25 protein-coding genes are annotated in these 26,696 nt (G+C 52.6%); 14 read left to right on the top strand and 11 right to left on the bottom strand.

The annotated features are described in order from the left end of the window. Positions 1-50 precede the first annotated feature (50 nt). Entirely contained in the window at positions 51-674 is a 624-nt protein-coding gene (gene yihA, locus LG202_RS08985; protein ID WP_230348112.1) for a ribosome biogenesis GTP-binding protein YihA/YsxC, read from the top strand. Here yihA and trmB read toward each other — a convergent pair. After that, entirely contained in the window at positions 633-1,349 is a 717-nt protein-coding gene (trmB, locus tag LG202_RS08990) for a tRNA (guanosine(46)-N7)-methyltransferase TrmB (RefSeq protein WP_230348113.1), read from the bottom strand. The two genes, yihA and trmB, sit on opposite strands and share 42 nt — an antisense overlap. A 29-nt stretch (positions 1,350-1,378) precedes the next feature. Next, complete coding sequence (locus LG202_RS08995) at positions 1,379-2,539, bottom strand: class I SAM-dependent methyltransferase (protein ID WP_230348114.1); 1,161 nt, start codon at positions 2,537-2,539, stop codon at positions 1,379-1,381. 57 nt (positions 2,540-2,596) lie between these two features. Between LG202_RS08995 and LG202_RS09000 the strand changes: the two genes are divergently transcribed. The 3 genes from LG202_RS09000 to topA all read left to right on the top strand — a co-directional run bounded on the left by LG202_RS09000 (position 2,597) and on the right by topA (position 6,945). Next, on the top strand, positions 2,597-3,349 hold the full coding sequence (locus tag LG202_RS09000; RefSeq protein WP_230348115.1) for a pteridine reductase: 753 nt from the start codon (positions 2,597-2,599) through the stop codon (positions 3,347-3,349). A 15-nt stretch (positions 3,350-3,364) separates the two neighbouring features. Then, positions 3,365-4,276, top strand: a complete 912-nt coding sequence (gene ttcA, locus LG202_RS09005; RefSeq protein WP_230348116.1) for a tRNA 2-thiocytidine(32) synthetase TtcA — start codon at positions 3,365-3,367, stop codon at positions 4,274-4,276. Between the two features lie 119 nt (positions 4,277-4,395). Continuing rightward, positions 4,396-6,945, top strand: a complete 2,550-nt coding sequence (topA, locus tag LG202_RS09010) for a type I DNA topoisomerase (protein WP_230348117.1) — start codon at positions 4,396-4,398, stop codon at positions 6,943-6,945. An 89-nt stretch (positions 6,946-7,034) separates the two neighbouring features. On the opposite strand, the gene pbpG is transcribed toward topA, so the two are convergent. Further along, the gene (pbpG, locus tag LG202_RS09015) at positions 7,035-8,057 is read right to left on the bottom strand and encodes a D-alanyl-D-alanine endopeptidase (RefSeq protein WP_459724770.1); all 1,023 of its coding nucleotides are present in this window, start codon (positions 8,055-8,057) and stop codon (positions 7,035-7,037) included. Positions 8,058-8,236: 179 nt separating this feature from the next. Between pbpG and gcvH the strand changes: the two genes are divergently transcribed. Continuing rightward, positions 8,237-8,608 carry a glycine cleavage system protein GcvH gene (gcvH, locus tag LG202_RS09020; protein ID WP_230348119.1) on the top strand — a complete coding sequence of 124 codons (372 nt, stop codon included), beginning with the start codon at positions 8,237-8,239 and terminating at the stop codon, positions 8,606-8,608. Here the strand turns inward: gcvH and LG202_RS09025 are convergent. The 3 genes from LG202_RS09025 to LG202_RS09035 are packed head-to-tail and all read right to left on the bottom strand — an operon-like array spanning position 8,605 to position 11,082. Next, a complete protein-coding gene (locus tag LG202_RS09025; protein WP_230348120.1) occupies positions 8,605-9,141 on the bottom strand; it encodes a hypothetical protein in 537 nt (178 codons plus the stop codon). The two genes, gcvH and LG202_RS09025, sit on opposite strands and share 4 nt — an antisense overlap. 15 nt (positions 9,142-9,156) lie before the next feature. Beyond that, positions 9,157-9,585 carry a DNA polymerase III subunit chi gene (locus tag LG202_RS09030; protein ID WP_230348121.1) on the bottom strand — a complete coding sequence of 143 codons (429 nt, stop codon included), beginning with the start codon at positions 9,583-9,585 and terminating at the stop codon, positions 9,157-9,159. Positions 9,586-9,591: 6 nt separating this feature from the next. After that, the gene (locus LG202_RS09035; protein ID WP_230348122.1) at positions 9,592-11,082 is read right to left on the bottom strand and encodes a leucyl aminopeptidase; all 1,491 of its coding nucleotides are present in this window, start codon (positions 11,080-11,082) and stop codon (positions 9,592-9,594) included. Between the two features lie 95 nt (positions 11,083-11,177). On the opposite strand from LG202_RS09035, the gene lptF reads away from it, so the two are divergent. After that, positions 11,178-12,263 (top strand): LPS export ABC transporter permease LptF, encoded by a 1,086-nt coding sequence (gene lptF / locus LG202_RS09040; RefSeq protein WP_230348123.1) that lies wholly within the window; start codon positions 11,178-11,180, stop codon positions 12,261-12,263. Between the two features lie 7 nt (positions 12,264-12,270). Next, on the top strand, positions 12,271-13,341 hold the full coding sequence (gene lptG / locus LG202_RS09045; protein WP_230348124.1) for an LPS export ABC transporter permease LptG: 1,071 nt from the start codon (positions 12,271-12,273) through the stop codon (positions 13,339-13,341). Positions 13,342-13,380: 39 nt separating this feature from the next. Here the strand turns inward: lptG and LG202_RS09050 are convergent, their stop codons facing one another. Genes LG202_RS09050 through LG202_RS09060 form a run of 3 tightly spaced genes read right to left on the bottom strand, consistent with a single transcriptional unit; the run spans position 13,381 to position 14,758 of the window. Beyond that, a complete protein-coding gene (locus LG202_RS09050; protein ID WP_230348125.1) occupies positions 13,381-13,815 on the bottom strand; it encodes a DUF3106 domain-containing protein in 435 nt (144 codons plus the stop codon). Further along, positions 13,797-14,171, bottom strand: a complete 375-nt coding sequence (locus LG202_RS09055) for a DUF3619 family protein (protein ID WP_230348126.1) — start codon at positions 14,169-14,171, stop codon at positions 13,797-13,799. Before LG202_RS09055 ends, LG202_RS09050 begins: the two co-directional genes overlap by 19 nt. Next, positions 14,168-14,758, bottom strand: coding sequence for an RNA polymerase sigma factor (locus tag LG202_RS09060; RefSeq protein ID WP_230348127.1), 591 nt, complete (start codon positions 14,756-14,758; stop codon positions 14,168-14,170). The genes LG202_RS09055 and LG202_RS09060 overlap by 4 nt, the downstream gene beginning before the upstream one ends. Before the next feature lie 147 nt (positions 14,759-14,905). Between LG202_RS09060 and LG202_RS09065 the strand changes: the two genes are divergently transcribed. From LG202_RS09065 to LG202_RS09095, 7 genes are all read left to right on the top strand, one after another. Then, positions 14,906-15,124 (top strand): PP0621 family protein, encoded by a 219-nt coding sequence (locus LG202_RS09065; protein WP_230348128.1) that lies wholly within the window; start codon positions 14,906-14,908, stop codon positions 15,122-15,124. Then, a complete protein-coding gene (locus LG202_RS09070; protein ID WP_230348129.1) occupies positions 15,121-16,722 on the top strand; it encodes a sensor histidine kinase in 1,602 nt (533 codons plus the stop codon). The genes LG202_RS09065 and LG202_RS09070 overlap by 4 nt, the downstream gene beginning before the upstream one ends. Next, entirely contained in the window at positions 16,719-18,080 is a 1,362-nt protein-coding gene (locus tag LG202_RS09075) for a sigma-54-dependent transcriptional regulator (protein WP_230348130.1), read from the top strand. The genes LG202_RS09070 and LG202_RS09075 overlap by 4 nt, the downstream gene beginning before the upstream one ends. Positions 18,081-18,087: 7 nt before the next feature. Further along, complete coding sequence (gene ampD, locus LG202_RS09080; RefSeq protein ID WP_230348131.1) at positions 18,088-18,672, top strand: 1,6-anhydro-N-acetylmuramyl-L-alanine amidase AmpD; 585 nt, start codon at positions 18,088-18,090, stop codon at positions 18,670-18,672. Positions 18,673-18,767: 95 nt separating this feature from the next. Further along, the gene (locus LG202_RS09085; protein ID WP_230348132.1) at positions 18,768-19,853 is read left to right on the top strand and encodes an efflux RND transporter periplasmic adaptor subunit; all 1,086 of its coding nucleotides are present in this window, start codon (positions 18,768-18,770) and stop codon (positions 19,851-19,853) included. After that, positions 19,850-22,918, top strand: a complete 3,069-nt coding sequence (locus LG202_RS09090; protein WP_230348133.1) for an efflux RND transporter permease subunit — start codon at positions 19,850-19,852, stop codon at positions 22,916-22,918. The genes LG202_RS09085 and LG202_RS09090 overlap by 4 nt, the downstream gene beginning before the upstream one ends. A 246-nt stretch (positions 22,919-23,164) precedes the next feature. After that, positions 23,165-24,580 carry a putative porin gene (locus LG202_RS09095; protein WP_230348134.1) on the top strand — a complete coding sequence of 472 codons (1,416 nt, stop codon included), beginning with the start codon at positions 23,165-23,167 and terminating at the stop codon, positions 24,578-24,580. 137 nt (positions 24,581-24,717) lie between these two features. Here LG202_RS09095 and azu read toward each other — a convergent pair whose 3' ends face one another. Next, complete coding sequence (gene azu, locus LG202_RS09100) at positions 24,718-25,167, bottom strand: azurin (RefSeq protein WP_230348135.1); 450 nt, start codon at positions 25,165-25,167, stop codon at positions 24,718-24,720. 261 nt (positions 25,168-25,428) lie between these two features. Next, entirely contained in the window at positions 25,429-26,688 is a 1,260-nt protein-coding gene (locus LG202_RS09105) for a dicarboxylate/amino acid:cation symporter (RefSeq protein ID WP_230348136.1), read from the bottom strand. Between the last annotated feature and the right edge of the window lie 8 nt (positions 26,689-26,696).

Consider the following 26,696-nt stretch of genomic DNA (forward strand, 5'->3'; position numbering starts at 1 on the left):
CTACTTCGTGCTAATATTTTTCCCTTTCCGACGATACCCCTGCCGAATCCATGCCTTTGTTTCAAAACGCCACTTTCTACATCTCCGCACACAAGCTCAGCGACCTTCCACCTCCTGCTGGTGTTGAAGTTGCCTTTGCCGGACGTTCCAACGCTGGCAAATCCAGCGCACTCAACACGCTTGCCAACCACAATCGACTGGCATTTGTCAGTAAACAACCCGGGCGCACCCAACTCATCAACTTCTTCAGCTTAGGGAACGAGCGCTTCCTGGTGGACTTGCCTGGCTATGGTTATGCCAAGGTGCCGGAGGCCATGCGCAAGCACTGGCAGCTCACGCTGGCCAACTACTTGAGTCAGCGTCCGTGCATTGGTGGGCTAGTCTTGGTGATGGACTGCCGCCATCCACTTACTCCGCTGGATCGCCAGATGCTGGATTGGTACAGCCCAAGCGGTAAACCCATCCATGCCTTGTTGACCAAGTCGGACAAGCTATCGCGCCAGGCAGCCAACCAGACATTGCAGCAGGTCAGAAAAGAGCTTGAGGCAAACTGGGGAAATTGCAGCGTACAGCTATTCTCCAGCCTGAAAAAACAAGGCGTGGAGGAAGCTGAAGCGGTGATCGGGCGCTGGTTATTTACGCCGGAAGATGATGTCCCAGACGCCGTGGCCTAGCTTGATGCCGCGGTTCTCGAACTTGGTCAACGGACGATAGTCAGGCTTGGGGGCGTAATCTTGTGCAGTGTTTTCCAGCAAGGATTCCTGCTGCAACACATCCAGCACCCACTCGGCATACTCCTGCCAATCTGTCGCCACGTGCAGGTAAGCGCCCGCTTTCAACTTGCTGCATAGCAGCTTGACGAACTCAGCCTGGATCAACCGGCGCTTGTGATGGCGCTTTTTGTGCCAAGGATCGGGGAAGAAAATATGCACGCCATCCAGGCTCGCATCAGGAATCATGTGTTTTAACACTTCCACCGCATCGTGCTGAACGATGCGCAGGTTCTTGAGTTCCAATTCTCCAATCTGCTTGAGCAGACTGCCAACCCCAGGAGCATGCACTTCTACCCCAAGGAAATCACGCTCAGGCTGAGTCTGCGCAATTTTGGCCGTACTATCGCCCATACCAAAGCCAATTTCCAGGACTTTCAGGCTGGCATCACGCCCAAATAGCGCATTCAAGTCGATCAACGACGGTGCATAAGGCACACCAAATACCGGCATTAATTCATCCAGGGCACGTTGCTGGCCATGGGTCAAGCGCCCCTGGCGCAATACAAAGCTACGGATGGGGCGCTTCGCGAGCTCTTCCTTGCTGATATTTTCCTTGTTTGCTGCCTCTTGATCCATGCTTGACTCAACCACTGAAAAAACCGCGATTATAGGGTATGCGAACGGTCACCGCGAACAAAACCCGAGAGCGGCGCGACACCTCTGCCCAAAGCTAACACCTTGAACAACTCGCCCATTTCCGCAGGCGACAAGAGCTTTTGCGCCTGGCTGGCCAGCGGTGCATATTGCTTGAGATCATGCGCTGGCACGCGCAACATCAGGTCGGTGATGCCACAATTGATGAGGAATTGCGCCTGTCCACAATATCCCAGCAATTGCAGGCCTTGCGCTTGGCCTGCCTCGGCCATGGCAGAGAAATCCACATGAGCGGTAATATCCTGCAAGCCAGGATGAAAGAATGGATCAGGATGCGCATGATGGCGGTAATGGCACATCAATGTGCCCTGTTGGCGCTGCGGATGGTAGTACTCCGCCCGTGAAAACCCATAATCAATGAACAACAGCACGCCCTGTCGCAGGCAGTGTGCCAGGCTTGCCACCAGCGCACGGGCTGCCGGACTCACTTCCGTCTGGTAAGACCCTGGCAAGACAAGCGTATCAATGCCAGCGACCAAAGCCTGATTCAGTAGCTCCCGGGGCATCAGCATCAAGCCTGCTTGATCATCCGCCGCCACCCCCATCTCCTGCCACCCTGTGCCGTACTTGCTGATCACATGCACAGGAACAGCATCCAGCACTTCATTGGCAAGCATCACTCCGGTGAAGCTCTCAGGCAAGGCATCCAACCAGCACAGTCGCTCATACAGCATAGGAGAAAGCACAGCCTGCAAGTGCTGCTTTTGCACGGCTTGCAAATCCGCGCTGACTTCTAGGATCAGGTATTGATCCGGCAATCTATCCGCACGCTGCATTTCCTCCAGAATGGCTGCAGCCAGCCTGCCACGCCCGGCGCCGAGCTCAAGCACACTACCGCCCGTCTGCGCCAACACCTCCATTACCTGCCGTGCCAGGGTGTGGCCGAACAATGGCGTCATTTCCGGCGCGGTGACGAAATCACCGGCTTCGCCAAATTTTGTTGCTCCCGCACTGTAATAACCCAGGCCAGGGGCGTATAACGCCAGCTCCATATAATGTGCAAAGCTGATCCAGCCGCCAGCAGCGGCTAATTCGTCGCGAATCAACGCAAGCAATTGAGCGCTATGGGCAATCGCCTGGCTATCAGGAAGAGGTAAGGCAGAGATATTCATGGTATTAGATTATAATCTCGCGTTCTTCCCGAATATCGATGCGATCTGGAACATTTGGTGGATTCCTCTCTGGAAAATAAAGTTATTTTGATCACTGGCGGTGCTAAACGCGTCGGTGCGGCGATTTGCCGCCTGTTGCATGCCGGTGGCGCGCAACTAATGATCCATTATCGCAGCTCGGATGACGAGGCACGCACTCTGCAAACGGAGCTTAACCTGCAACGCCCAAACTCTGTCGCGATCATTCAGGGAGATTTGCTAAGACTCAGCGTACTGCCCAAGCTGGTGCAGGAAACCGTGCAGCACTTTGGCCGGCTGGATGCACTGATCAACAATGCCTCCAGCTATTATCCCAGCGAGTTGGGCACAATCAACGAGCACCAATGGGAAGACCTGATCGGCCCCAATCTGAAGGCACCCCTATTTCTGTCCCAAGCGGCAGCGCCTGAACTGAAAAAAACCCACGGCACCATTATCAATATCACCGATATGCATGTAGAGCGGCCCAAAAAGGGCTATATCGTCTATAGCGTCGCCAAGGCTGGGCTGGTGACCTTAACCAAATCCCTCGCACATGAGCTGGCACCCGAAGTCAGGGTCAACGCCGTCGCACCCGGGCCAGTGTTATGGCCTGAGAACAACCCGCAGTTTGACGAGGTGTATCGCCAGCGCGTGATCTCGCAGACACTGCTGAAGCGGATTGGCGAAGGCGATGATGTTGCCAAGGCTGTGCGCTTTCTGTTGCAAGACGCCCCTTTCATTACCGGACATGTGATCGCCGTCGATGGCGGACGCTCACTCAATCTTTAAAAGTATTCATTCATCATGATCAAACACTACCCCGACGACGCCTCCAATAGTTTCCTCAAGCTGCGCAACAGCTTGATCAGCGCCACTGGTAAGGCGATTGGCGACTACAACATGATAGAGGAAGGCGACACAATCCTCGTCTGCATGAGCGGTGGCAAGGACTCCTACACCATGCTCATGATGTTGCTGGCTTTGCAGGAACGCGCGCCCGTCAATTTCAGGCTTATCGCCATGAACCTGGATCAAAAGCAACCGGGCTTCCCCGAGCACATTTTGCCTGCTTACCTCGCACAGCTTGGCGTGGAACACCGTATTGTCGAAGCCGACACCTACTCCATCGTCAAGGAAAAGATTCCTGAAGGCAAAACCACTTGCTCGCTGTGTTCGCGCCTACGTCGCGGCATCATCTACCGTACCGCACAAGAGCTTGGAGCAAACAAGATCGCCCTCGGCCACCATAGAGACGACATCGTTGAAACCTTGTTCCTCAATATGTTTTTCGGCGCCAAGATGAAGGCCATGCCGCCTAAACTAGCCACCAACAAAGGCGAGTTCCACGTTATCCGCCCACTGGCTTATTGCGCAGAAAAAGATATTGCCAGCTATGCACGCAGCATGAGTTTCCCCATCATCCCTTGCGATCTCTGCGGCTCACAGGAAAACCTGCAACGCCAGAAGGTGAAGGACATGCTGCAAGCCTGGGAACGTGAGCAGCCTGGACGCGTCAACAATATCTTCCGCGCTATCTGCAATGTAGAGCCATCACACCTGGGTGATACCGATCTTTATGATTTCAAGCATATGTCGCAAACCAAGGTAGAAGACGAAGACCCATTGTTTGGCGACATCGACAAGGAAAACAATCCGGCCCTGAGCTTGGTTTCTAGCGAAGGTTCGCGCATCGAGTTCAAACGTAACATCGCTTAAACACTCCCTCCAAAACAAGAAAGTGCTGTCGGCAAGCACCTAAATTTACAGCGCTTTCTTGTGTAGCAAGCAATTTACTCTTATCATCTGCCGCTCCGCATCCCACAAATTGTGTGTCCATGTCAAAACTGCTGATCGTTGAATCACCTTCCAAAGCCAAGACCCTGCAAAAATATCTGGGCAAGGATTTTGAGGTTCTGGCCTCTTATGGACACGTGCGCGACCTGATTCCCAAGACGGGAGCCGTCGATCCGGAGCATGACTTCGCCATGAAGTATGAAGTGATCGACCGCAACTCGCGCCATGTGGATGCCATTGCCAAAGCAGTCAAGAATGCCGATGCCATCTACCTCGCCACCGACCCGGATCGCGAAGGAGAAGCTATTTCCTGGCATATTGCCGAAATCCTCAAAAGCAAGAAGCTGCTTAAGGACAAGCTGCTGAAACGCGTGGTGTTTCACGAAATCACCAAGAATGCGGTACAGCACGCGATTGACGAACCGCGCGACATCTCCATGCCGCTGGTCAACGCCCAGCAGGCGCGTCGGGCGCTGGATTACCTGGTTGGCTTTAACCTGTCGCCATTGCTCTGGAAGAAAATCCGTCGCGGCCTCTCCGCTGGCCGCGTGCAAAGCCCGGCGCTACGCCTGATTGTCGAACGCGAGCTCGAAATCGAGGCCTTCACCAGCCAGGAATACTGGACTATCCACCTCGAATCAGCCAAACACCAGCATGTGTTCGATGCCAGGCTGGTACAGCTTGATGGTCAGAAGGTAGAGCAATTTACCGTCACCAGCCAGGAGCAACAACAAGGCATTGTCGGCAAACTGCTCGCCGCCAGCGCTGGCAAGACCACGGTTACACGTGTCGAAAAGAAACAGCGCAGCCGCAGTCCGGCAGCACCATTCACAACTTCCACGTTGCAACAGGAAGCCGTGCGCAAGCTGGGCTTCACCACCAGCCGCACCATGCGCGTCGCACAGCAACTGTATGAAGGTATCGACATCGGTAGCGGCACTGTCGGCCTCATTACGTATATGCGTACCGACAGCTTCAGCCTGGCCGCCGAAGCGGTGATGCAGATTCGTGACTATATCAAGAAAAATTTTGCTGCCGACTACCTGCCAAAGTCGCCCATCATGTATAAGACCAAGGCGAAGAATGCACAGGAAGCGCACGAGGCGATACGCCCGACCGATATTACGCGTACTCCAGCCAGCGTTCGTGCCTACCTGACGGATGAGCAGTTCAAGCTGTATGAAATGATTTGGAAGCGCGCATTAGCATGCCAGATGACGCAGGCCAAATTTGATGCTGTGAGTATAGACCTTGCGGTTGGCAGTGAGGCCAATCTGTTCCGTGCCACTGGCCAGACTCTGGTATTCCCGGGCTTTATTGCTGTTTACATGGAAGGTGTGGACGACGAGGAAGAAGAAGGCGAAAGCAAGCTGCCACACCTGGAAACAGGTGAAGTGCTCGCGGTGCAGAAAATCTTTGGTGACCAGCACTTCACCGAACCGCCACCACGCTATTCTGAAGCCAGTTTGGTCAAGGCTCTGGAAGAATTCGGTATTGGCCGTCCTTCCACTTATGCCAGCATCATTTCTACCCTGCAAGACCGCGAATATGTCCTGCTCGATAAAAAGCGCTTCACACCTACGGATGTAGGCCGCGTGGTGAACAAATTTCTCACTGAGCACTTCACACGCTATGTCGACTACGGCTTTACTGCCAACCTCGAAAACGAGCTTGACGATATCGCCGAAGGCGGACGTGAATGGATTCCTGTGCTCAATGATTTCTGGCAAGGCTTCAGCAACCAGATTCAGGAAAAAAGCAATGTAGAGCGTCCTGGCGTGGAAGTGCTGGACGAGCCATGCCCGAAATGTGGCAAACCGCTGCAATCGCGTCTCGGGCGCTTTGGCAAGTTTATTGGCTGCTCAGGCTTCCCCGAGTGCGACTATATCCGCAACCCAAGCGCCAATAGCAACAACAACGAACCAACAGTCATCGGTCAAGAGCCGGAAAGTGGCAAAGATATCCTCTTGCTCAATGGCCCCTATGGTCCTTACCTACAAATCGGCCTACCCGAAGCAGACAGCAAGAAAAAACCGAAGCGTGTGAGCATTCCCAAGGAAATCTCTGCGGCCAGCATAGATATGGAGACTGCGCTAAAACTGATCGCATTGCCACGCGACCTGGGCCAACACCCAGAAACCGGCAAGAAAATCGTTGCCAACATCGGGCGCTTTGGACCTTATGTCAATCATGACGGCAAGTTCAAATCCATTCCCAAGAGCGACAGCGTTTTTGACATTGATATGCCACGCGCGGTTGAGCTATTGGCGCAAGCCAACGCAGGCCCTGCGCCAATCAAGGAACTCGGCGCTCACCCAACGGAAGAAGGGACGATTGCCATCTACTCAGGACGCTTCGGCCCCTACGTACAACACGGCAAGCTACGCGCGACGCTACCCAAAAGCCAGGAACCTGAAAGCCTGACCATGGAGCAGGCCCTGGAACTGTTGGCAGCCAAGGCGGCCAAGGATGCTCCCGCCAAGAAAACCAAGGCGACTTCCAAGGCTTCAGCGAAGAAAGCCACCACCAGCACAAAAGCCAAGAAATCCACGACCACGACACGCAAGAAAAAAACCGCGGACGACGAGTAACATCGCCACAGGAATTCAAGGCAATAAAAAAGCGGCTTATGCCGCTTTTTTATTATTCCTCAGATATTAATTCAACTAGGCTTCATCGACTAGCTCGCGTGACGATGGTTAGTACTGCTTTCTATCCATTTGCGGATTTTCTGGGCATCACCTACACGGGCATTTTTGCTGAAAGAATCCAGCAAGACGATGATAAGCGGCTGCCCACCCACTTGAGCCTGCATGACCAAACAACGCCCGGCTTCGTTGATATAGCCAGTCTTGGATAGTCCAATCACCCAGTCGCTATTACGCACCAGTACATTGCTATTCACGTATTGCAAGGGTGCTCGCGTGTTGCTCACAGGCACCGCATAAGAGCTGCTGGTCGATACATGTCGAATCTCGGGATATTGATATGCAGCACGCACCATTTTCACCAAGTCTTCTGCAGTCGAGACATTGGCACTGTTCAAGCCAGTGGGGTCAGCAAAGCGAGAATGCAACATCCCCAGCTGCAATGCCTTGGCATTCATCGCTGCGACAAATGATTCAACACCGCCTGGGTAATGACGTCCCAGCGCTGAAGCTGCACGGTTTTCAGAAGCCATCAGCGCCAGCTGCAACATTTCTGCACGTGTCAGGGCAGCACCAATCGGCATGCGCGAACCAGTACCCTTGAGAGTATCAATGTCTTCACGCGTCACATGCAGTTTTTCGTCCATATCCAATCGAGCGTCCAGCACCACCATCGCCGTCATCAGCTTGGTCAGGGAAGCGATGGGAGAAGCAATATCAGTGCCCTTGGCATAGAGGATCTCGCCTGAATCCTGATTCACGATCATGGCCTTGCTTGAAGCCAGCTTCAAGCCAGCCGCATCATCCTTGAATACGCCTGCACTTGGGCTTGCCACAGCAACAGCACTGTTTGAACGTATCGTACTGATGATACGACCACTCGCCTCATTTTTCTTGGCGACTTTGGTCTTGGTTTTTTTCTGCGCAACGACCTTTTTGCTCGCCTTGGTTTTGCTGGCAGCTGTCTTTTGCGGCTTTTTGTCTGCCGCATAAGACAATACGGGCGGCATGCACAACGCCAGCATTGTCAGTAATAGTGTAATTTTACGCATGATGTCACGCCCACCCCGTTCAATGGTCGAGAAGAATAATATCCAAAAAACTTTGATTTGTCATTTACATAGCAACGGAAGTTTATAAACTTTCTTAATAGAGAATCATAAAAAAATCTCGCGATACACTGACTTAGCTGGTTTATGCGAAAATAAGACGATATTTATCTTCTGAGCTTTCCATGAAAATCCCTGAGCATTTGCAATATACCGCTGAACATCTATGGGTACGCCCACATGAGGATGGATTCTGGCTGGCTGGCATCACCGATTATGCACAAGACTTGCTGGGCGATATTGTCTATGTAGAAGCCCCGAAGCCCGGGAGCCATATAGCCGAGGGCCAGCCTTGCGGTTTGGTAGAATCAGTCAAGACCGGCTCCGACTTGCATGCCCCGCTCAACGCAACCGTGATCGCAATCAATGAAGCATTGCAAAGTACGCCAGAAAACATCAACGATAAACCGTATGACGCCTGGATATTCTCTTTTCAGCCTGATAATGAACCCACAGGTCTGTTAAGCGCGGCTGAATATCAAGCCCTCTTGGGCTAATCCTTTTTCAGCGCTTCAACCACGCGCTCACGCAAGCTATGCGCCAGGGCCTTTTCTACCTCGGCGCTGAGCTTGGGAGTTAAGGCCTGCATTTCCTTCGCAAGGGCATCCTGAATGGCCTGGGCAATCACAGGTTGCATATCAGCCATCACCGCCTCGGCGAGCTCTTGGCGCGCAAGTAGTAATTGCGGGTGCATTGCCTCCGGTTGGGCAAACAACGGCTCATCCGCAAACTCGTCGTCGTCCTCCACATCAGCAGGCAGAAATTTTATGCCAGATTCCTGGGGATGCTCACCCTCCGCTGATATTGCTAATGATGCAGCCGCCGCAAGTTCAGCTTGTTCGGCATTCGCATAATAAGGCGCCAGCCACTGCTCAATCTCCACCGCACTGAACGCGCCGCTCCCTGCATATACATCCGTCAGCACAGGTACTTCATCCTCAGCAACTGGCGCAGAGACAGCTGCTGCACCGCTCAGTGCATGGATGCGCCGCAGCACCAGCGCCAGTTCATCTTGAGGTTGATCACTCATGAAATACTCTTTTCATCATAAAGCCGCGCCAGTAGCATCGAATGTACGGATTTCGTAACCGCGATCCCGGTAGAAACGGAAACGCTCACGTGCTGCAGCACGGTCATCCTCGTCCAAACCCACAACTTCAATCAATCGCTTGAAGCGACTAAAGAACGGTGGATACTGCCTGTCCAGATTGATCAGGATGTCATCATGCGGCAAAGGATCATGACGCCAATCGATAATGATCGGCGTCTCGGCCGCACGCGGATGCGTAGCATGACAATGCGGCAGGAAGCCGATGGGAGGATTACTCCAGAACAATGTCCCTAACTTCTCCGCTTCCTGCTGAGTAGCAGTCAACACCATCAGTCGCCGCCCACGCTGGGCAGCGCGACTACTGAGATCGGCCACATGCAAGGCCTTGTTTGGCACGTTGAAAAAGAAATCTACCCGGGTCATGCGCCTTTACTTCCCAGCGCGCTGTTTGAGGAACTCGGTCAACAGCGGCACTGGACGTCCCGTGGCACCTTTATCCTTGCCGGATTTCCAGGCAGTGCCGGCAATATCCAGATGCGCCCAGTCATATTTCTTGGCAAAACGCGACAAGAAACATGCTGCGGTGATACTGCCACCGGCCCTGCCACCAATGTTGGCCATATCAGCAAAATTGCTATCGAGCTGAGGCTGATAATCATCCCAGAGCGGTAAACGCCATGCGCGATCCTGTGCTTCGTTGCCTGCTTGCAGCAGCTCATCAGCCAAATCATCCTTGTTGCTAAACAAGCCACTGGCATGATGACCCAATGCGATCACGCAAGCACCTGTCAGGGTGGCCACATCAACCACGGCTTGCGGCTCAAAGCGTTCAGCATAGGTCAAGGCATCGCACAGAATCAGGCGACCTTCGGCATCGGTATTCAAGACCTCAATCGTCTGGCCGGACATGCTGGTCAGTACATCACCGGGGCGCGTCGCATTACCGTCAGGCATATTCTCGCAAGTCGGGATAATACCAACCACGTTGAGTGGCAAGCCCAGCTCGGCAATTGCCTTGAAGGTACCTAGCACACTGGCAGCCCCACACATGTCGTACTTCATCTCGTCCATGTCGGCACCTGGCTTGAGCGAAATACCACCGGTATCGAAGGTAATCCCCTTGCCCACCAGTACGACAGGCTTCTGCGCTTTCTTGCCTTTTTTGTGCTGCAGCACGATAAGTTTGGGTGGCTGTACACTGCCCTTGGTCACACCCAGGAAGGAACCCATGCCCAGCTTCTCGATATCAGCCTGTTCCAGCACCTCGACTTGTAGCCCGTGGCTTTTAACCAATGCCTTGGCCTGTTCAGCAAGATACGTAGGGGTACAGTAATTCGGTGCCAGGTTGCCAAGATCCTTGGCAAAGCTGATACCAGAGGCCAAAGCCTTACCCTGCTTGATCCCCTCGTTGCCAGCCGCCACATCACCGCGCTGGGCAACATGCACCTGTAATTTGGCAATGCCTTTCTTGCCATTCGTTGCCTTGCTCTTGAATCGGTCAAAACGATACGTACTGTCCTCTGCCACTTCTACCACCTGGGAAACACACCAGGTCACATCGCGCTTCTTGACTGATAATTCAGCAAGGAATGTCGCGACATCTGCATCTTCCAGGTTACCCAGCGCCTTGATAGAGGCGCGTACAGCCTGGCGATAGTTGCGTTCGTTGAGTTCACGCTCCTTGCCCAGCCCTACCAGTAGCACACGGCTGGCTGCTACACCGGGAATGGAATGCAACAACACCGTGGAACCGGGCTTGCCATCAATATCCCCGGCTCGCAGGATATTGGTCAAATAGCCATCGGAGACACGATCCAGCGCCTCAGCCGCAGTGGAAAGCTTGCGTGCTTCAAACACGCCAACCACGACGCAATCTTTACGCTGTTTTTCCGGAGTACCACTTTTTATGCTAAATTCCATTCCTTGATCCTTAAGATTAAAGCCTTCTGAATTATCCCGCGTTTTCGCGGTAAATCAACCTCAATTGCGGAATCTGGACTACCTGTTTTTCTAAGATGCTCTTCAAACGCTCACTCCTGCAAGAGCTAGTCACCACTGCCATTGGCGGCTTTATGGTGCTGTTCGGCATTGTCATCGCCCAGCGCGTAGCCTATTACATTGGCATTGCAGCAAAAGGCAGCCTAGCCAGCGATGCCATTAATACCCTGCTCGGCTTCAGCATGCTGAAGTTCTTGCCCATGATGCTATCACTCACGCTCTTCCTGGCTGTCCTGCTTACTTTATCGCGCTGGCACCGCGACAGTGAGATGGTGGTCTGGTTCAGCTCAGGGCAAGGGTTGTCCAGCTGGATTCGTCCTGTCCTGACTTTTGGCGTACCCGTTATTGTCGTCATTACCTTCCTCAGCCTGTTTGTCACGCCATGGGCAACCAACAAGGGAGCTGAATTCCGTGACCAACTGAAAAGCCGTGATGAGCTATCTTCCATCAGCCCCGGCGTATTCAAGGAATCACGCCAGGCTGATCGTGTGTTCTTTGTGGAAAGCTTTGATGAGCTAGGCAATATCGTCAAGAATATCTTTGTGCAATCCATGCAGCACCAAAAGCTCGGCATCATCGTGGCTGCTCGCGGACATCGAGAGACCGCAGAGAACAACGACAATTTTCTCGTGATGCAAAATGGCCGCCGTTATGAAGGCACCCCCAACACTGCGGAATACTCGATTACCGAATTCGAGCGCTACGCTATCCGCATCGAGCCTGCGGAAGTCCAGCAGCAACCCCCCAATACACAATCCAAAAGCAGCCTGGATCTATTCAACGAACACAGCCTGGATAGTAATGCAGAACTACAATGGCGCCTTGCCATCCCTATTTCCGCATTTGTATTGATCCTGTTGGCCATTCCACTGAGCTTTGTTGACCCGCGCTCAGGTCGCTCTGCTAACCTGATGATGGCTCTGCTGATCTATATTGTGTATAACAACCTGCTCAGCATCCTGCAAGCCTGGCTGGCACAGGGGAAAATCCCTACCATGGTTGGCCTGTGGCCAGTGCATGCATTCTTCCTGTTGCTGACATTCTGGATGTTCTATCGCCGTTTGTTCCAGCTACCGTTCCTGCCACGCCTGTGGCGCAAATAATATTGCGATGAAACTACTCAACCGCTATCTTGCCCAGGAAATCATTTCCAGCATCATGCTGATCATGCTGGGGTTGCTGGCCATGTTTTCCTTCTTTGACCTGATTCAGGAGCTGGAAAGCCTGGGCCAGGGCAGTTACGGCATCGGCAAGGTCTTGCTCTACGTATTGCTCAGCGCACCCGGCCACGTCTATGAAGTAGTGCCCGTCGCAGTGCTCGTGGGCACCATGTATTCCTTGGGCCAGTTTTCACGCTACTCCGAACTGATCATCCTGCGCGTTAGTGGCATCTCCATCCGAAAAATCGCTTTCTCCCTACTACGCGTAGGTCTGGTATTCGCCGTGCTGACTTTCCTGGTTGGCGAACTCATTGCACCTTTGAGCGAAAAAGCCGCGCAACGCATCCGCATCCAGGCGACTGACTCCGTTGTGGCACAAGACTTCCGTTCAGGGCTCTGGGTAAAGGATGGCAACAGCTTCGTCAATGTGCAGACCGTCATGCCAGACGCCTCGCTCATGAATATCAACATCTATGAATTCGACAACGAATTCCGCCTGCGCACCATCAGCAACGCCAAAGATGGCAGCTTTGACGGTAAGAACTGGAATCTGCATCAAGTCACGCAAACCCATTTTGAAGAGCAGAAAATCCGTACCAACATGTTCCCGGAAGCCACCTGGCAATCCTTGATTCGTCCGGAATTGCTCAATGTACTGCTGGTGGTGCCGGAAAAGATGTCTGCGTGGAATTTATATTTCTACATCAACCACCTGACGAGCAACAAGCAGAAAACCTCTCGCCACCAGATCGCACTCTGGTCGAAAATGATCTATCCCTTGGCCTGTCTGGTGATGGTCATCCTGGCCTTGCCTTTCGGTTTCGTGCAGCAACGCTCAAGCTCGGCAAGCACCAAGATTTTTGCAGGGATCATGCTGGGGATCGTATATCAAGTATTGAACCGGGTATTTGTACACCTGGGCTTGCTCAATGACTGGTCGCCATTATTCAGCGCAGTCATGCCGACCTTGCTCTTCATGATGGCAGGCATCTTCATGTTGTACTGGGTGGAACGTAGATAAAAGTAAAAAGCCGTATGCATGACATACGGCTTTCTTGCGTTAGTCTAACTCTTCAAGACCGGTATCGATGTCAGGATTATCGCGGCGCAATGCTTCGCGCTTCGATTCTGGCAGGCGCTTGTACTCTTCCCACTTTTTGCGCAATTCTGCTTTTTTCTCAGGCGACAGGTTCTGGTATGCCTGGTATTTCTTGCGCGCATTCTCACGCTCGTAAGGCGTCATGCGACTCCAATGCGTCAGGCGCTTCTGCACCAGTTGCTGTTGCGTAGCTGACATCTTGGGATAATCGCGTGCTATATCCAGCATTTTCTCACGCTGCCACGGACGCAAAATATCCCACTCCTGCGCCAGTGGCGCCAGCACCTGACGCTGGCTTTCATTGAGTTGCGCCCAACTTGGTTCCGATGCGCCTGTTTCGGCACCTGCTGTTAGCGTAAGCAATAACAGGCTGGCTGCTATTGCTGTTTTAACCATGAATAAAAACCTTGATCAAGATATGCCTCGGGGGGGAGTTCAGAAGCCAGCAGGAAGGCATCGCCATGTTCACCATGACCATGCTCAGTCAATTGCTGGGTAACAACAAAAGTAAACAATACAGCCGCCACCAGGGCAGCCAAAGACAAGGTACGTTGATGATGGAGGGCATAGCCCGCAACCAAGGCGAGCAACCCACGCCCCTGTGGCTGGGAAGACTGTGAGTGTGCAACCATACGCGACACCGCTCGGAGGCGCGCCTCAGCTAGGCGATTGACCACCTCGGGTGTCAGATGCTCTGTAGTTTCGTCCAATCGGCGGACGATTTCTTTTGCAAAACGCTGTTCGTGATTCATCGCTCGCCCCCAGCCTTGTCGAGCACTTCTTTAGCAAAACCGTATTTTTCAAGTGTCGCAGCCAACGCGTGGACTGCCCGGGAACAATGAGTCTTGACGCTACCTTCCGAGCACCCCATGGCTGCCGCTGTTTCAGCAACATCCATATCTTCCCAATAACGCAAGATGAATGCTTCTCGTTGACGCGTTGGCAAATTTTTTATTGCGGTTTCAATAATCGCAATGGTTTCCTGCTGTTCATACTGTTGTTCCGGGTTGTCATGATCATCTTCAGAAACCATCGTCTCCAGAGGATCATGCTCCTCGTCGTCATGCTGATTGACACCCAGCGAGGATAGCAAGGTCGTCCAGATACCACGCACCTTTTGCCGCCGCCAGTAATCCTTCATGGTGTTTTGCAGGATGCGCTGAAACAGCATGGGATATTCTTCAACAGGCCTCGCGCCGTACTTTTCCGCCAGCTTGAGCATGGCATCCTGGACAATGTCCATGGCAGCATGATCGTCGCGCACGGCATATGCCGTCTGCTTGAAAGCCCGACGCTCGACTTGTGCCAGAAAATTTGAGAGTTCTTGTGTGCTCGCCATTGAAGTGCTTGGATGCTTTTTATTGCATTTAGTGCCTCGGCACGTGGAACATCAGCTATTGCGAGTGAGTATATCAGGTTTGATTTTGTGGCCTGGCCTGCTTTTAGCTACAATCAGCCCCATTCTCCACCCACTTCATTGAGCATCATGCTGAAACTGCTGTTACTCGCTATTGTCGTCTGGTTGCTCTTCACCATCCTCAAGCGCTATCGCCATAACGTCGACCAGCCGACACAACCACGCCCCCACCCCGAAGACATGGTGCAATGCGCACATTGCCAAGTACACCTGCCGAGAAGCGAAAGCATACAGGATGGCGCGTTGCACTACTGCTCAGAGGCACATCAACAGCAACATCAATCATGATCAAGCAGTCTGCCCACACTGGCAGCAACACTAGTACGAACTTCTGGCAGCCATTAGCCCTGTTCGGGGTCTACCGCATTCTGCTTGGCATCGTCTTCCTTGCTTCGTATTTTCTGCTACAAGACACCCGCGTTTGGCTCAACTACAACCCCACGCTGTACCTCAGCTTGTCTTTGGGATACTTAAGCTTTGGTTGCCTGGCGCTATGCCTGAATGTCCTGCGCAAACCCAACTTCAGTGCCCAACTATCCCTGTTAACCCTGCTAGATATCGGCTTTATCGTTCTGCTCATGTATGCCAGTGGCGGCATCAAGAGCGGCCTCGGCTTGCTGCTGATTGTCACCATTGCCGCAGCGAGCTTGATCAGCCAGGGAAGGCTGGCCTTGTTTTATGCCGCGGTAGCGAGCATAGGCCTGCTGCTGGAGCAGTCTTACCAGATGTTGATCTGGAATGAGGATTTTGGCGATTATTCGCATGCAGCGATGCTCAGCATCAGTTGTTTTGCTACTGCCTGGCTGGCCCACAGTTTCAGCAAGCGCGCCAATCTGCATGCGCAACTTGCCTCGCAACGCGGGATCGACTTGGAGAACCTTGGCCAGGTCAACCAGCTCATCACGCAGGAAATGGATGATGGCGTCCTGGTAGTGGACGAAGCGCTCAACCTGCGTCATCGCAATCGACAGGCGGATTTTTTGCTGGGCCTGGAAGGTGATATCCGCAACCACCAGCCACTCGCCAACTATGCTCCTGAACTGCACACACTATTACAACATTGGCACCAACAAGGCCACGGCAAACCGCAAGGCTTGATCAAACTCAGCCTGAGCAAACGCGACCTGCGCCTCAAAATCATGCCGGTAGGCGAAAGCTATGCACACGGTACCGTCATCTTCATCCAGGACTGGAGCCACCTGCAAACCCAAGCACAGCAACTCAAACTGGCCGCACTGGGACGGCTTACCGCCAATATCGCCCATGAGATCCGTAACCCTCTGAGCGCCATCAGCCACGCTACGCAATTATTGCAGGAAGACGAATCACATGACCCTGCCAGTCAACGCATGCTGCAAATCATCAGCGACAATGTGCAGCGCATGGAGCAGATGATCAAGGATGTACTGGAGCTGAACCGCCGTGATCGTACAAAACAACAGAAAATCCAGCTGGCAGACTTTCTGCGCGAGTTTCACGACCAGTTCTACCAAGTGGAGAAAATTCCCGCTCAAGGCTTTGTCCTGGATACCGACGACTTGGAGCCCACGATTGATTTCGACCATCGCCATCTGCACCAAGTACTGTGGAACCTGTGTCGCAATGGATGGCGCCATAGCCAGCAGCACGATGGCAGCCTGACACTGTCATTGCGCAGTGAAGCCGAGCAATGGCTAATTGAAGTGCGTGATGACGGCCAGGGTATTCCCGAGCATGCGCTGGCACACCTGTTTGAGCCATTTTTCACGACAGAAAGCACAGGGACAGGGCTTGGCCTTTATATCGCCCGCGAACTATGCGAAGCTAATGGCGCTACCATAGAACATGTCGCCATTGAGCAAGGCTGTTCGTTTGTTATCCATATTGAGAAAACTGAATCTGCATGAGTGCTTTTCCCGCTTGCCTGGTTGTCGACGACGAAACCGATATTCGTGAGTTGCTGGTGCTCACCCTGGAGCGCATGGATATCCGTGCGGATAGCGCAAGCAACCTGACTGAGGCCAGGCATCTATTGGAGCAAGGTCAATATGGCTTATGCCTCACCGATATGCGCTTACCCGATGGCAGCGGGTTGGACCTAGTCAAGCACATCGCCCAAGATTATCCTGGGCTGCCAGTCGCCGTCATCACGGCTTACGGCAGTGCGGAAAATGCCGTTTCTGCCCTCAAGGCCGGTGCTTTCGACTACCTCACCAAACCCATCTCACTCAAGCAATTACGCCCACTGGTGCAATCCGCGCTCAAGCTTGCCTCTGTTGAAGAAGAAAATACCGCGTCAGGTACGCTGAATATGATAGGCAACAGCGCCGCCATCAAGCAAGTACGAAGCATGATAGAAAAACTCTCGCGCAGCCAGGCGCCTGTCTACATCAGTGGAGAATCTGGCAGCGGCAAGGAGCTGGCTGCACGCTTAATTCACCAGCACGGCTCCCGGCGCGATGGCCCCTTTATTGCTATCAACTGTGGCGCCATCCCGGAAAACCTAATGGAAAGCGAGTTCTTTGGCCATAAAAAAGGCGCTTTCACTGGTGCGACACACGACAAGGAAGGCATGTTCCACGCCGCCAAAGGCGGCACCCTTTTCCTGGATGAAGTCGCTGACCTGCCACTTGCCATGCAGGTCAAGCTATTACGCGCCATTCAGGAAAAGAAGGTGCGCATGGTGGGCGGCACGCAGGAAGAAAGCGTCGATGTACGCATCATCAGCGCCACACACAAGAACTTGTCCATCCTCATGGAGCGTGGTGAATTCCGCCAGGATTTATACTACCGCCTCAACGTCATTGAGCTTAAACTGCCTGCACTGCGCGACATGCAGCAAGACATCCCGCTGCTCGTTGACTCGCTGCTTGCCAAGCAATGTCGTGAGGAGAGCCGTGCCGTGCCGGCATTATCCCCTGCAGCCAACCAGATGCTGGCAAGACACAGCTTCCCTGGCAATGTGCGTGAACTGGAAAATGTGCTGGAACGCGCGCTGGCTTTGTGCGACGGCAATACCATCACGGCTGATGACCTCTTGCTGGACCAAGACCCAGCCATGCAAGTACCCACGACCAATACATCTCCAGCGGATGAAGGCCTGCCATTGCCTGACTATCTGGAGCAATTGGAAAAAAAGGCAATCATCAATGCCTTGGAAAAAACCCAACACAACAAGACGGCGGCAGCCAAACTGCTTGGCGTCAGTTTCCGTACCTTTCGCTACCGACTCAGCAAGCTGGGACTGAGCAAAGATAACGACTAACGCACTGATGAATAGCGCCTTATTGATAGACCAGCATGGCATAGTGGCAGGGGCAGAGTTCATCGCCTCACCCAACCATGATGAACGCCCGAGTGCTCAGGATATTTGCCTGATCGTCATCCACAATATCAGCCTGCCACCAGGAGAATATGGTGGCCCTGGCATCACCCAACTGTTCACTAACCAGCTAGACCCTGCAACGCACCCCTACTACGCAGCTATACATCAACTCAAGGTTTCCGCGCACTTCGTCATCCGGCGCGATGGCTCGCTGCAACAGTTCGTTGCTTGCGAGGCGCGTGCTTGGCATGCCGGGGTCTCTAGCTGGCAAGGGCGCGAATGCTGCAATGATTTCTCGATCGGTATTGAGTTGGAAGGTAGTGATGATGAACCCTTCACCGCGCCGCAGTACCAACTATTACAAACGCTACTCCATCGCTTGGTCTCGCACTACCCAATCCGCGATATTGTCGGCCACTCCGACATTGCACCTGGCCGCAAGACGGACCCTGGACCTTATTTTCAATGGGAACGGTTAGCCGACCTCAAGGCAAGCATGGAAAAAACCGGCAATTCCGGTATAGACTCCTGAATTCTCGGGACAAAGCCAGGTTGACATGCAATAGTGCCAACCAACAAGCATGAGGGATTTATCCCTCATGCAATCAATCAGGAAAACTAGAATCAATGTCAGCTTATCGTGTAGGGGCTTTTGCACTTCTTGCCCTGTTACCTTTATTGAACATCGCTTGTAGCAAAAAAGAAGAGGTAGCTAAACCTGCCTCGCTCCCCTTGGTCAGCATCGCCACGGTGGAAACAGCCCGACTCGAAATTCGTGAGCAAGCGATCGGTACCCTTGAAGGCATCATGGACCCTACGGTAGCAGCAGAGGTGCCTGCCCGCGTCTTGAGGATACTCGCCCGACCAGGACAAGTCGTGAAAAAAGGCGAAGTCATCGCCCTGCTGGATGCGCAAGACTACACATTGCAACAGCACGAGGCTGAGAGCGAAGTTGCCAGGCTGGAGGCCTTGTTGCTGAACCAGCAACGCAATGTGGAACGCAACCAGAAACTGGTCGAGAAAAACTTTATTTCTCAAAATGCACTTGATGATCTGGAAACACAACAGATCGCACTCAAACGCCAGCTTGAAGGTGCACGCTCCCGCCTTGCCACGATTACCCACAATGGCAACAAAACCCGCTTGCTTTCTCCTATAGACGGCAAGGTCGAGAAGCAGATCGTCTCTCCGGGTGATTATGTCAAGGTAGGTGATCCCATCCTACAGATCATCAGTAACCAGAAGCTGCGTGCCCATCTGCCCTTCCCGGAAAACCTGGGCTCCAAGCTCAAGCCAGGACTCACTGTCAGGCTGAAAACACCCACTGCTGATGAAGAGGCAGAAGGCGTCTTGCGTGAGTTCAAGCCGGTGATTGGCAGCAACAACCGGGCCATTGATGTGCTTGTGGACATTGTCGACCAGCCTGGATGGCAATCAGGGGCCAGCGTCACTGGAGACATCATCCTGGGGGAATATCCTGCAGCCTTGGTGGTACCAGAGCAAAGCATGGTGTTACGTCCAGCAGGGGAGGTCGTCTACGTGATCAAGGATGATGTGGCACAACAGCGTATCGTCAAAACCGGTATGTATCAGGATGGCCGCATCCAGATCCTAGAAGGTTTGCAGGCAGGTGAAACCATTGCCGTTGATGGTGCAGCCTTCCTGACCGACCAGACCCGCGTACAGATTCAAGCACAGCAGGCCCAGCGATGACCTTGCCGGAAATATCAATCAAGCGCCATGTACTAGCCTGGATGGTTTCCGGCCTGCTAGTGTTGCTGGGCATCATCAGCTATCAGCGCATCGGTGTCGACCGCCTGCCCTATATTGAATTTCCCATCATTTCGATCACGACCACACTGAATGGTGCCAATCCCGACATCATAGATGCCAGCATCACCAGCATCATCGAATCCTCGGTCAACACCACACCGGGGATCGAACACATCCAGTCCTCATCATCACCAGGCGTGTCTGTCATTACTATTACCTTCGGCCTCGAGAAGAACATTGATGTAGCGTATAACGAAGTACAAGCCAAGGTTAACCAGGTATTACGGCGCTTGCCGGATGATGCCGATCCGCCGCAGGTGCAGAAAGTGGAAACCAATGCCCAGCCCATCATGTGGCTGGCCTTGCGCGGCGACCGCACCACGCAACAGATCAATCTCTACGGTTTCAATGTCCTCAAGAAAAAACTGGAAACCATCAATGGTGTTGGCGAAGTACGTCTGGGTGGTCGCCGTGACCGTACCATCCGCGTCAATGTCTTGCCCGAGCGCATGGCTGCCCACAACATCACGGCGACTGACCTCATCGATGCCTTCAAGCGTGAGCATGTGCAATTACCAGGCGGTTTCCTGGTAGGCAATAATGCCGAATACCTGATGAAGCTGGATATGGAATTCCACAATCTGCGGGACATGGCAGAGATGATCGTGGCCTATCGCGATGGTGCCGCGATCAAGCTCAAGCAGGTTGCCGAATTGGAAGACGGCATTGCGGATTATCGCCAGCTTGGTCGCTACATGGGTAAACCTGCCGTTGGCCTGGGCATCGTCAAGGTTTCCAATGCCAACACGGTGGCGATTATTGATGACGTATTGCGCAAGCTGGACAAGGACATCCGTCCTAACCTGCCTCCAGGCATGACGCTGGATATTTCAACCAATGATGCCTTATTCATTGAGGAAATCGTCCATGCCTTGCAGGAGCACCTGTTGGAAGGCACGCTACTTGCCGCCTTGATTGTGTGGCTATTCCTGCGCTCTATCCGCTCCACCCTGATCATTGCCACGGCCATTCCTGTGTCACTGCTGGGCTCAGTCGCCGTCATGTATTTCTCAGGCTTCACCTTCAACACCATGACGCTGCTAGCGCTGCTATTGCTGATCGGCGTAGTCGTGGATGATGCCATCGTGGTGCTTGAGAACATCTATCGACACCTCAGCCTGCGTACTCAACAAGACCCAAGTGCCAATGCAAGCCTCCTGGCACGTTCCGCCGCGATTACCGGTAGCCGCGAGGTAGCATTTGCCGTGATTGCAGCCACATTTTCCCTGGTATGTATTTTTGCTCCCGTAATTTTCATGGAGGGCATTATTGGCAAATTTTTCAAATCCTTCGCTGTGGTAGTCACCTTTGGCGTGTTAGTCTCATTGCTGGTGTCACTCACCCTCACCCCCATGCTATGTTCGCGCTATCTGAAGGCTCACGAACCTACTGGACGCTTCTATTTTTGGCTAGATCGTGTCTTCAGTGGCATGGATAAAATTTACAGTGGCATGTTGGCCTGGACGCTGCAACACCGCTGGAAAGTCATGTTCTTGACTATCTTGGTCGTGGTTGGCAGCGGTTTCTTCTTTGGCAAAGTACAAAAAGAATTTATCCCCGACTCAGATGAAGGCCGCTTCCTGATTTCATTTCGCACCCCCTTAGGCTCCAGCCTCGAATACACCAACAGCCGCTTGGAGAAAATGGAAGCTGTGTTGCAGCGTTACGATGCACAGATTGCCAGTTACTTCAGCACCATAGGCGTGGGTGCACAAGGCCAAGTCAACAAAGGCACGGTTAGCATCCGCCTCAAAGACCGGCGCGAACGCGACATGACCCAACAAGCCTTGATTCGCGCCATCCGCAGCGAACTAGACCAGATTCCAGGCGTGCGTGCCTTTCCGGTACCTGTTGCCATCGTCGGGGGACAACGTTCAGAAAAACTGCAATTCAATATCACGGGTGCCAATCTGGAACAGGTCAGCCTCCTCGGCAAAGCCATGCAACGTAAATTGGGCGATATTCCAGGCATGGGCAAAGTGGACCTGGATCTGGATCTGGACCTCCCTCAGCTCACCTTGCAGATAGATCGTGTACGGGCAGCAAGCCTGGGCGTGTCGACGATAGATGTCGCCACAGCGCTTAACCTTTATACAGGCGGGATTGACATTGCCGACTTCAATGATGAGCCTGGTGATGGGCAGCGTTACGACATTCGCCTCAAAGCCAAGGAGGGCAGCCTGAAAACCCCGGATGACCTGAAGAAGATTTACCTACGTAGCAACACTGGGGAATTGGTACGCCTAGACAGTGTTGCGAGCTTCAAGCAGACCCTGGGAGCTGCCGTGATCGGGCGCTTCGATCTGCAATATGCTGCCAGCCTCTACTCCAACCCCATCATGCCGCTAGGCGATGCTGTTCAGCATGTGCGTAACTTGGCTGCCGAGACCCTACCCCCCGGCTATCAGTTCAACTTGGTAGGCCAGGCAGAAGAACTGCAAAAAACCATTAGTAGCATGGTGTTTGCCTTTGCGTTGGCCTTGGTGCTTCTGTACATGGTACTTGCAAGCCAATTTAATTCTTTCCTACAGCCCTTCATCATCATGCTGGCCCAGCCACTGGCGATTATCGGCGGTGTATTTGCACTGTGGATCACGGGGAATTCGCTCAATATTTTCTCTATGATAGGCTTGGTACTATTAATCGGGCTGGTTGCCAAGAACTCTATTTTGCTGATCGACCTTACCAACCAGTTACGCGATGAAGGCAAAAGCGTCAACGATGCCTTGCGCGAGGCCTGCCCCATTCGCCTGCGCCCAGTACTCATGACCTCGCTGACCATCATCCTGGCCTTGCTCCCGGCAGCATTCGGCCTGGGGGCTGGTGCCGAAACCAATGGACCGCTATCCATCGCCGTGATCGGTGGCATGATCTCCTCCACCCTGCTGACGTTGGTAGTAGTGCCGGCAGCTTACTCCTTGATCATGAACAAAATGGTTCGTTAACATTCATCGTTATTACCTCTTCCCCAAGGCGGCAGTGTTACTGTCGCCTTTTTTATTTTTAAGCTATTAACACCCTATCAACCTGATTAATAATGAAATTTCATTTATTGTAAATCACTGTAAAAGTAGTCCTTTTCTAGTCATTTTTCCATCATGTGACACTGAATTGTCACATTTCCTCCCAATAATCCCGCCTCATTGAATGGCAAACACGCCGTCATCTCTCTAGACTTCAATGAGGAAAAAATGAAACTGTTACGTTTGTTACCCATGACCGCGATGGCATTGGCGAGTATGTCAGCGATGGCAGACTCCACGACTGATCTTGTCAATGCATTGGTCGCTAAAGGTGTATTGACCGAAGAGGAAGGCAAGCTTCTGAGCAAGGGCCACGAAAGCGAGAAGGCAGCTCAGGACAAAGTGCTGGAGAAAAGCAGCAAGGCAGGTGGCAAGGTCACGATTTCCGACGCAATCGACAATGCCACGATCTATGGCGATATTCGCGCCCGCTACGAATTCCGTCGAGGTGAGGACTCATCCAACATCACTGAAGATCGCGAACGTGGCCGTTACAAGCTGGTGCTAGGCGTCAAAACCAACGCTGGCGATTTCTACTCCGACATCGCATTATCCATGGGGGCAAATGGTCGCTCCGACAACTCCACTTTCGGTAACGCTGCCAACAGTTCCAACGGTTCCAACACCAAAGAAACTGTCTACGTCAAACGCGCACTGCTAGGCTGGAAAGTCACAGACTGGTTGAAGGTAGAAGCAGGCCGTGTTGCCAATCCGCTCTACACGACGCCTATGGTATGGGACGGTGACTTGACCTTTGAAGGCCTGGTCGAGAAGGTAGAGTACCAATGGGGTAAGGTAAACCTGTTCGCTAATTTTGCCCAATCACAGTACATCGGTGACCGCCAAGACTTCACCATTATCAACAATGATAGGGTCACCAATGATTTGATGGCATTTCAGGGTGGAGCAAAATTTGATATTAACGAGCGTGTTTCTGCCAAGGCAGCGCTCACCTTTACCAAGTTCTCCAACGACCATGCACCAGGTGCTGGGCCATTTGTGCCCGGTTTGGGCAGCGATAGTGGTCGAGGTGTCAGCCTGGGCACAACGACGACAGCAACCAACGATATCCGCACCATCGAGATTCCCGCCGAAGTTGTGTTCAAGCTTAATGACAGCATGAAACTGATGGCGTTCAGCGACTATGTGACCAACCTGGATGGTAAGGATAGATACGAAGCCGCGGTGGCTGCCGCGACTGCCAGCTCGGCAACCAGAGGGGCTGTAATCCGCTCGGCAGGCCATGACGACAAGGCCTGGTTGCTTGGCGTGGGACTCTCTAGCCAACAGGGCAAGCAACCCAAACGTGGCGATTGGTCCAGCAGATTGTGGTATCAAGATGTGGGAATTTACGCACTTGACCCCAATACCGTCGATTCCGACTTCATGGACTCTCGAGTCAACATGAAGGGCATCGTACTCAAGGGAGAATACTTCCTGCGTGACAATGTCGTCGTGAACTTGGCTGTCGGCCATGCCAACCGCAAGAACGATAAACTATCAGCTGCCGCATCGCAGAGCGATATCGCCCTCAATCTCGACAGTTTCAGCTTGTACCAGATGGATATCACCTACAGGTTCTAGTCCAACTTCATGCACACCACTCAAGCAGCTTACGGGCTGCTTTTTCATTTCCACCCGCTTCGATCAGGCAACAAAAAAGGCAGCAAAGCTGCCTTTTTGATTAATCACCCATCAGGCGATTATGATGGGATACTGTATTACTTAACAGTAACAGTACCGCGCATCATAGTGGCATGGCCAGGGAAGGAACAGAAGAATGTGTACTTCTCACCAGCAGCCAGCTTGCTTACGTCAACCTTAACGCTGTCCTTCTCACCACCACCGACCAGCTTAGTGTGAGCAATCACACGTGCATCACCAGCCTTAACAAAGTTACCAGCTTCACCAGCGGCAACACCGTCATTCATGACAGCCTTGAAATCAGCAGTCTTAGTGATCACCAGATTGTGGCCCATGACATTTTTTGGCAGTGAACCAGTGTGCTTCAGGTTTACTGTGAACTCTTTACAGCTCTTTTCAATATCAATGTTCTTGGTGTTGAATTGCATAGCGTCGTTAGCTTCGACATCTACCGAGCAACCGGCTGCCAATACGGAGCCAGAGAACAGTGAAGCGAACAACAGAGCGACGATTTTGCTGGATTTCATAATGACTTTCCTCATCTAAAATAGGCTTATTGCCTGTGTTATAGAACTTCTCTTTTGTTACTACTCAACAACTACCGCATTTGGCTTTTTGCTGCGCATTGTTTGATGTTGCTGCATCAGAGCGCATTGCCAGTTTCCCGATTTTTACAACTGAGAAACATTATCAATTAAACCGAGTATTTTTTCCAGTATCTTAGTGATACGCTAGTTATAACGTATCACCCCCAGTTTGGATGACAGTGCGGGCAATTCTATACAAAATCATCCCCCTGCAACAGGCTTATGGTCAGAAGTTGAGACAATTTCCTGCACAATCAAGCTACCCACCATGTCCCCTTCGACATTTACCGTCGTACGTATGGTATCCAGCAGGCGATCTATAGGCAGCAAAATAGCAATGGCCTCCGCTGGCAAACCGACTGACTGCAACACCATCACCATCGTCACCATGCCAGCACTAGGAATACCTGGAGCACCAAGCGAAGCCAACATGGCCATAAAAAACACTATGAGTTGCTGAACCAGGTTAAGTTCCACCCCAGCTAGGTTGGCGATGAATAATGCAGCAGAAGCTTCATACAATGCAGTGCCATCCATATTGATCGTCGCCCCCAACGGCACAACGAACCCCGCAATGTCACGCTTTACACCTAGTTGCTGCTCGGTACACCGCATAGTCACGGGCATGGTGGCAGAACTAGAGCTAGTGGCAAATGCAGTTACCAGAGCATCACGTGCGCCTTTCCAGAATCGCCATGGTGTAACGCGCGTAACCAAGTAGAGAATGCCTGGCAGGATGATGACACCATGCACAAGGGTAATGCCCACGACCAAGAGCATGAATTCACCCATGCTTGCGAACAGGCTGGCATCCTGCGTGGCTACCAGCTTGGTGAGCAATGCCATGATGCCGATAGGCGCCAGGCGCATCACCCAACCGACCACCATCATCACCAGGTCAAAGGCTTCCTGCATGATATTGAGTAAATGACGGTAGCGTTCGCCGCCGATCACCATGGCAATGCCAACGATCAAGGCAAAAATAACCACAGCAAGCACATTGCTCTGTGCCAGCGCTGCAAATGGGTTCTGGAACAGGCCCAACAAGAATTTGCTGAAAAACTCACCAACAGTCAGCTTTTCACTATGGAAATTCTCCATGGCATCCGCAAACATACCAAGGTGCATGCCCGCACCGGGCTTGAAGATATTGGTCGCCACCAAGCCCAGTGCCACCGCAATCGCCATGGAAATACTGAAGAAGACCAAGGTGGAAATCCACACCCGATGCATTTGCCGATGCGCCTGCAAGCTTGCGACGCCGACGACGATGGATGTAAACAGCAAGGGCACCAGCACCATCTTAAGCAGGCCGATGAAGACACCACCTGCCATAGTGCTGATGTATAAGCCAGTCTCTTGTGCTGTCGAACCTGTATCTAGGCTAGCCAGCAGGAACCCCAACCCTACACCCAATAATGCACCGAGCAATATCTGTGTGTTGAGGCTGGGTAGCTTCATGCGGACTC

Source organism: Methylobacillus methanolivorans (genome assembly GCF_054588515.1).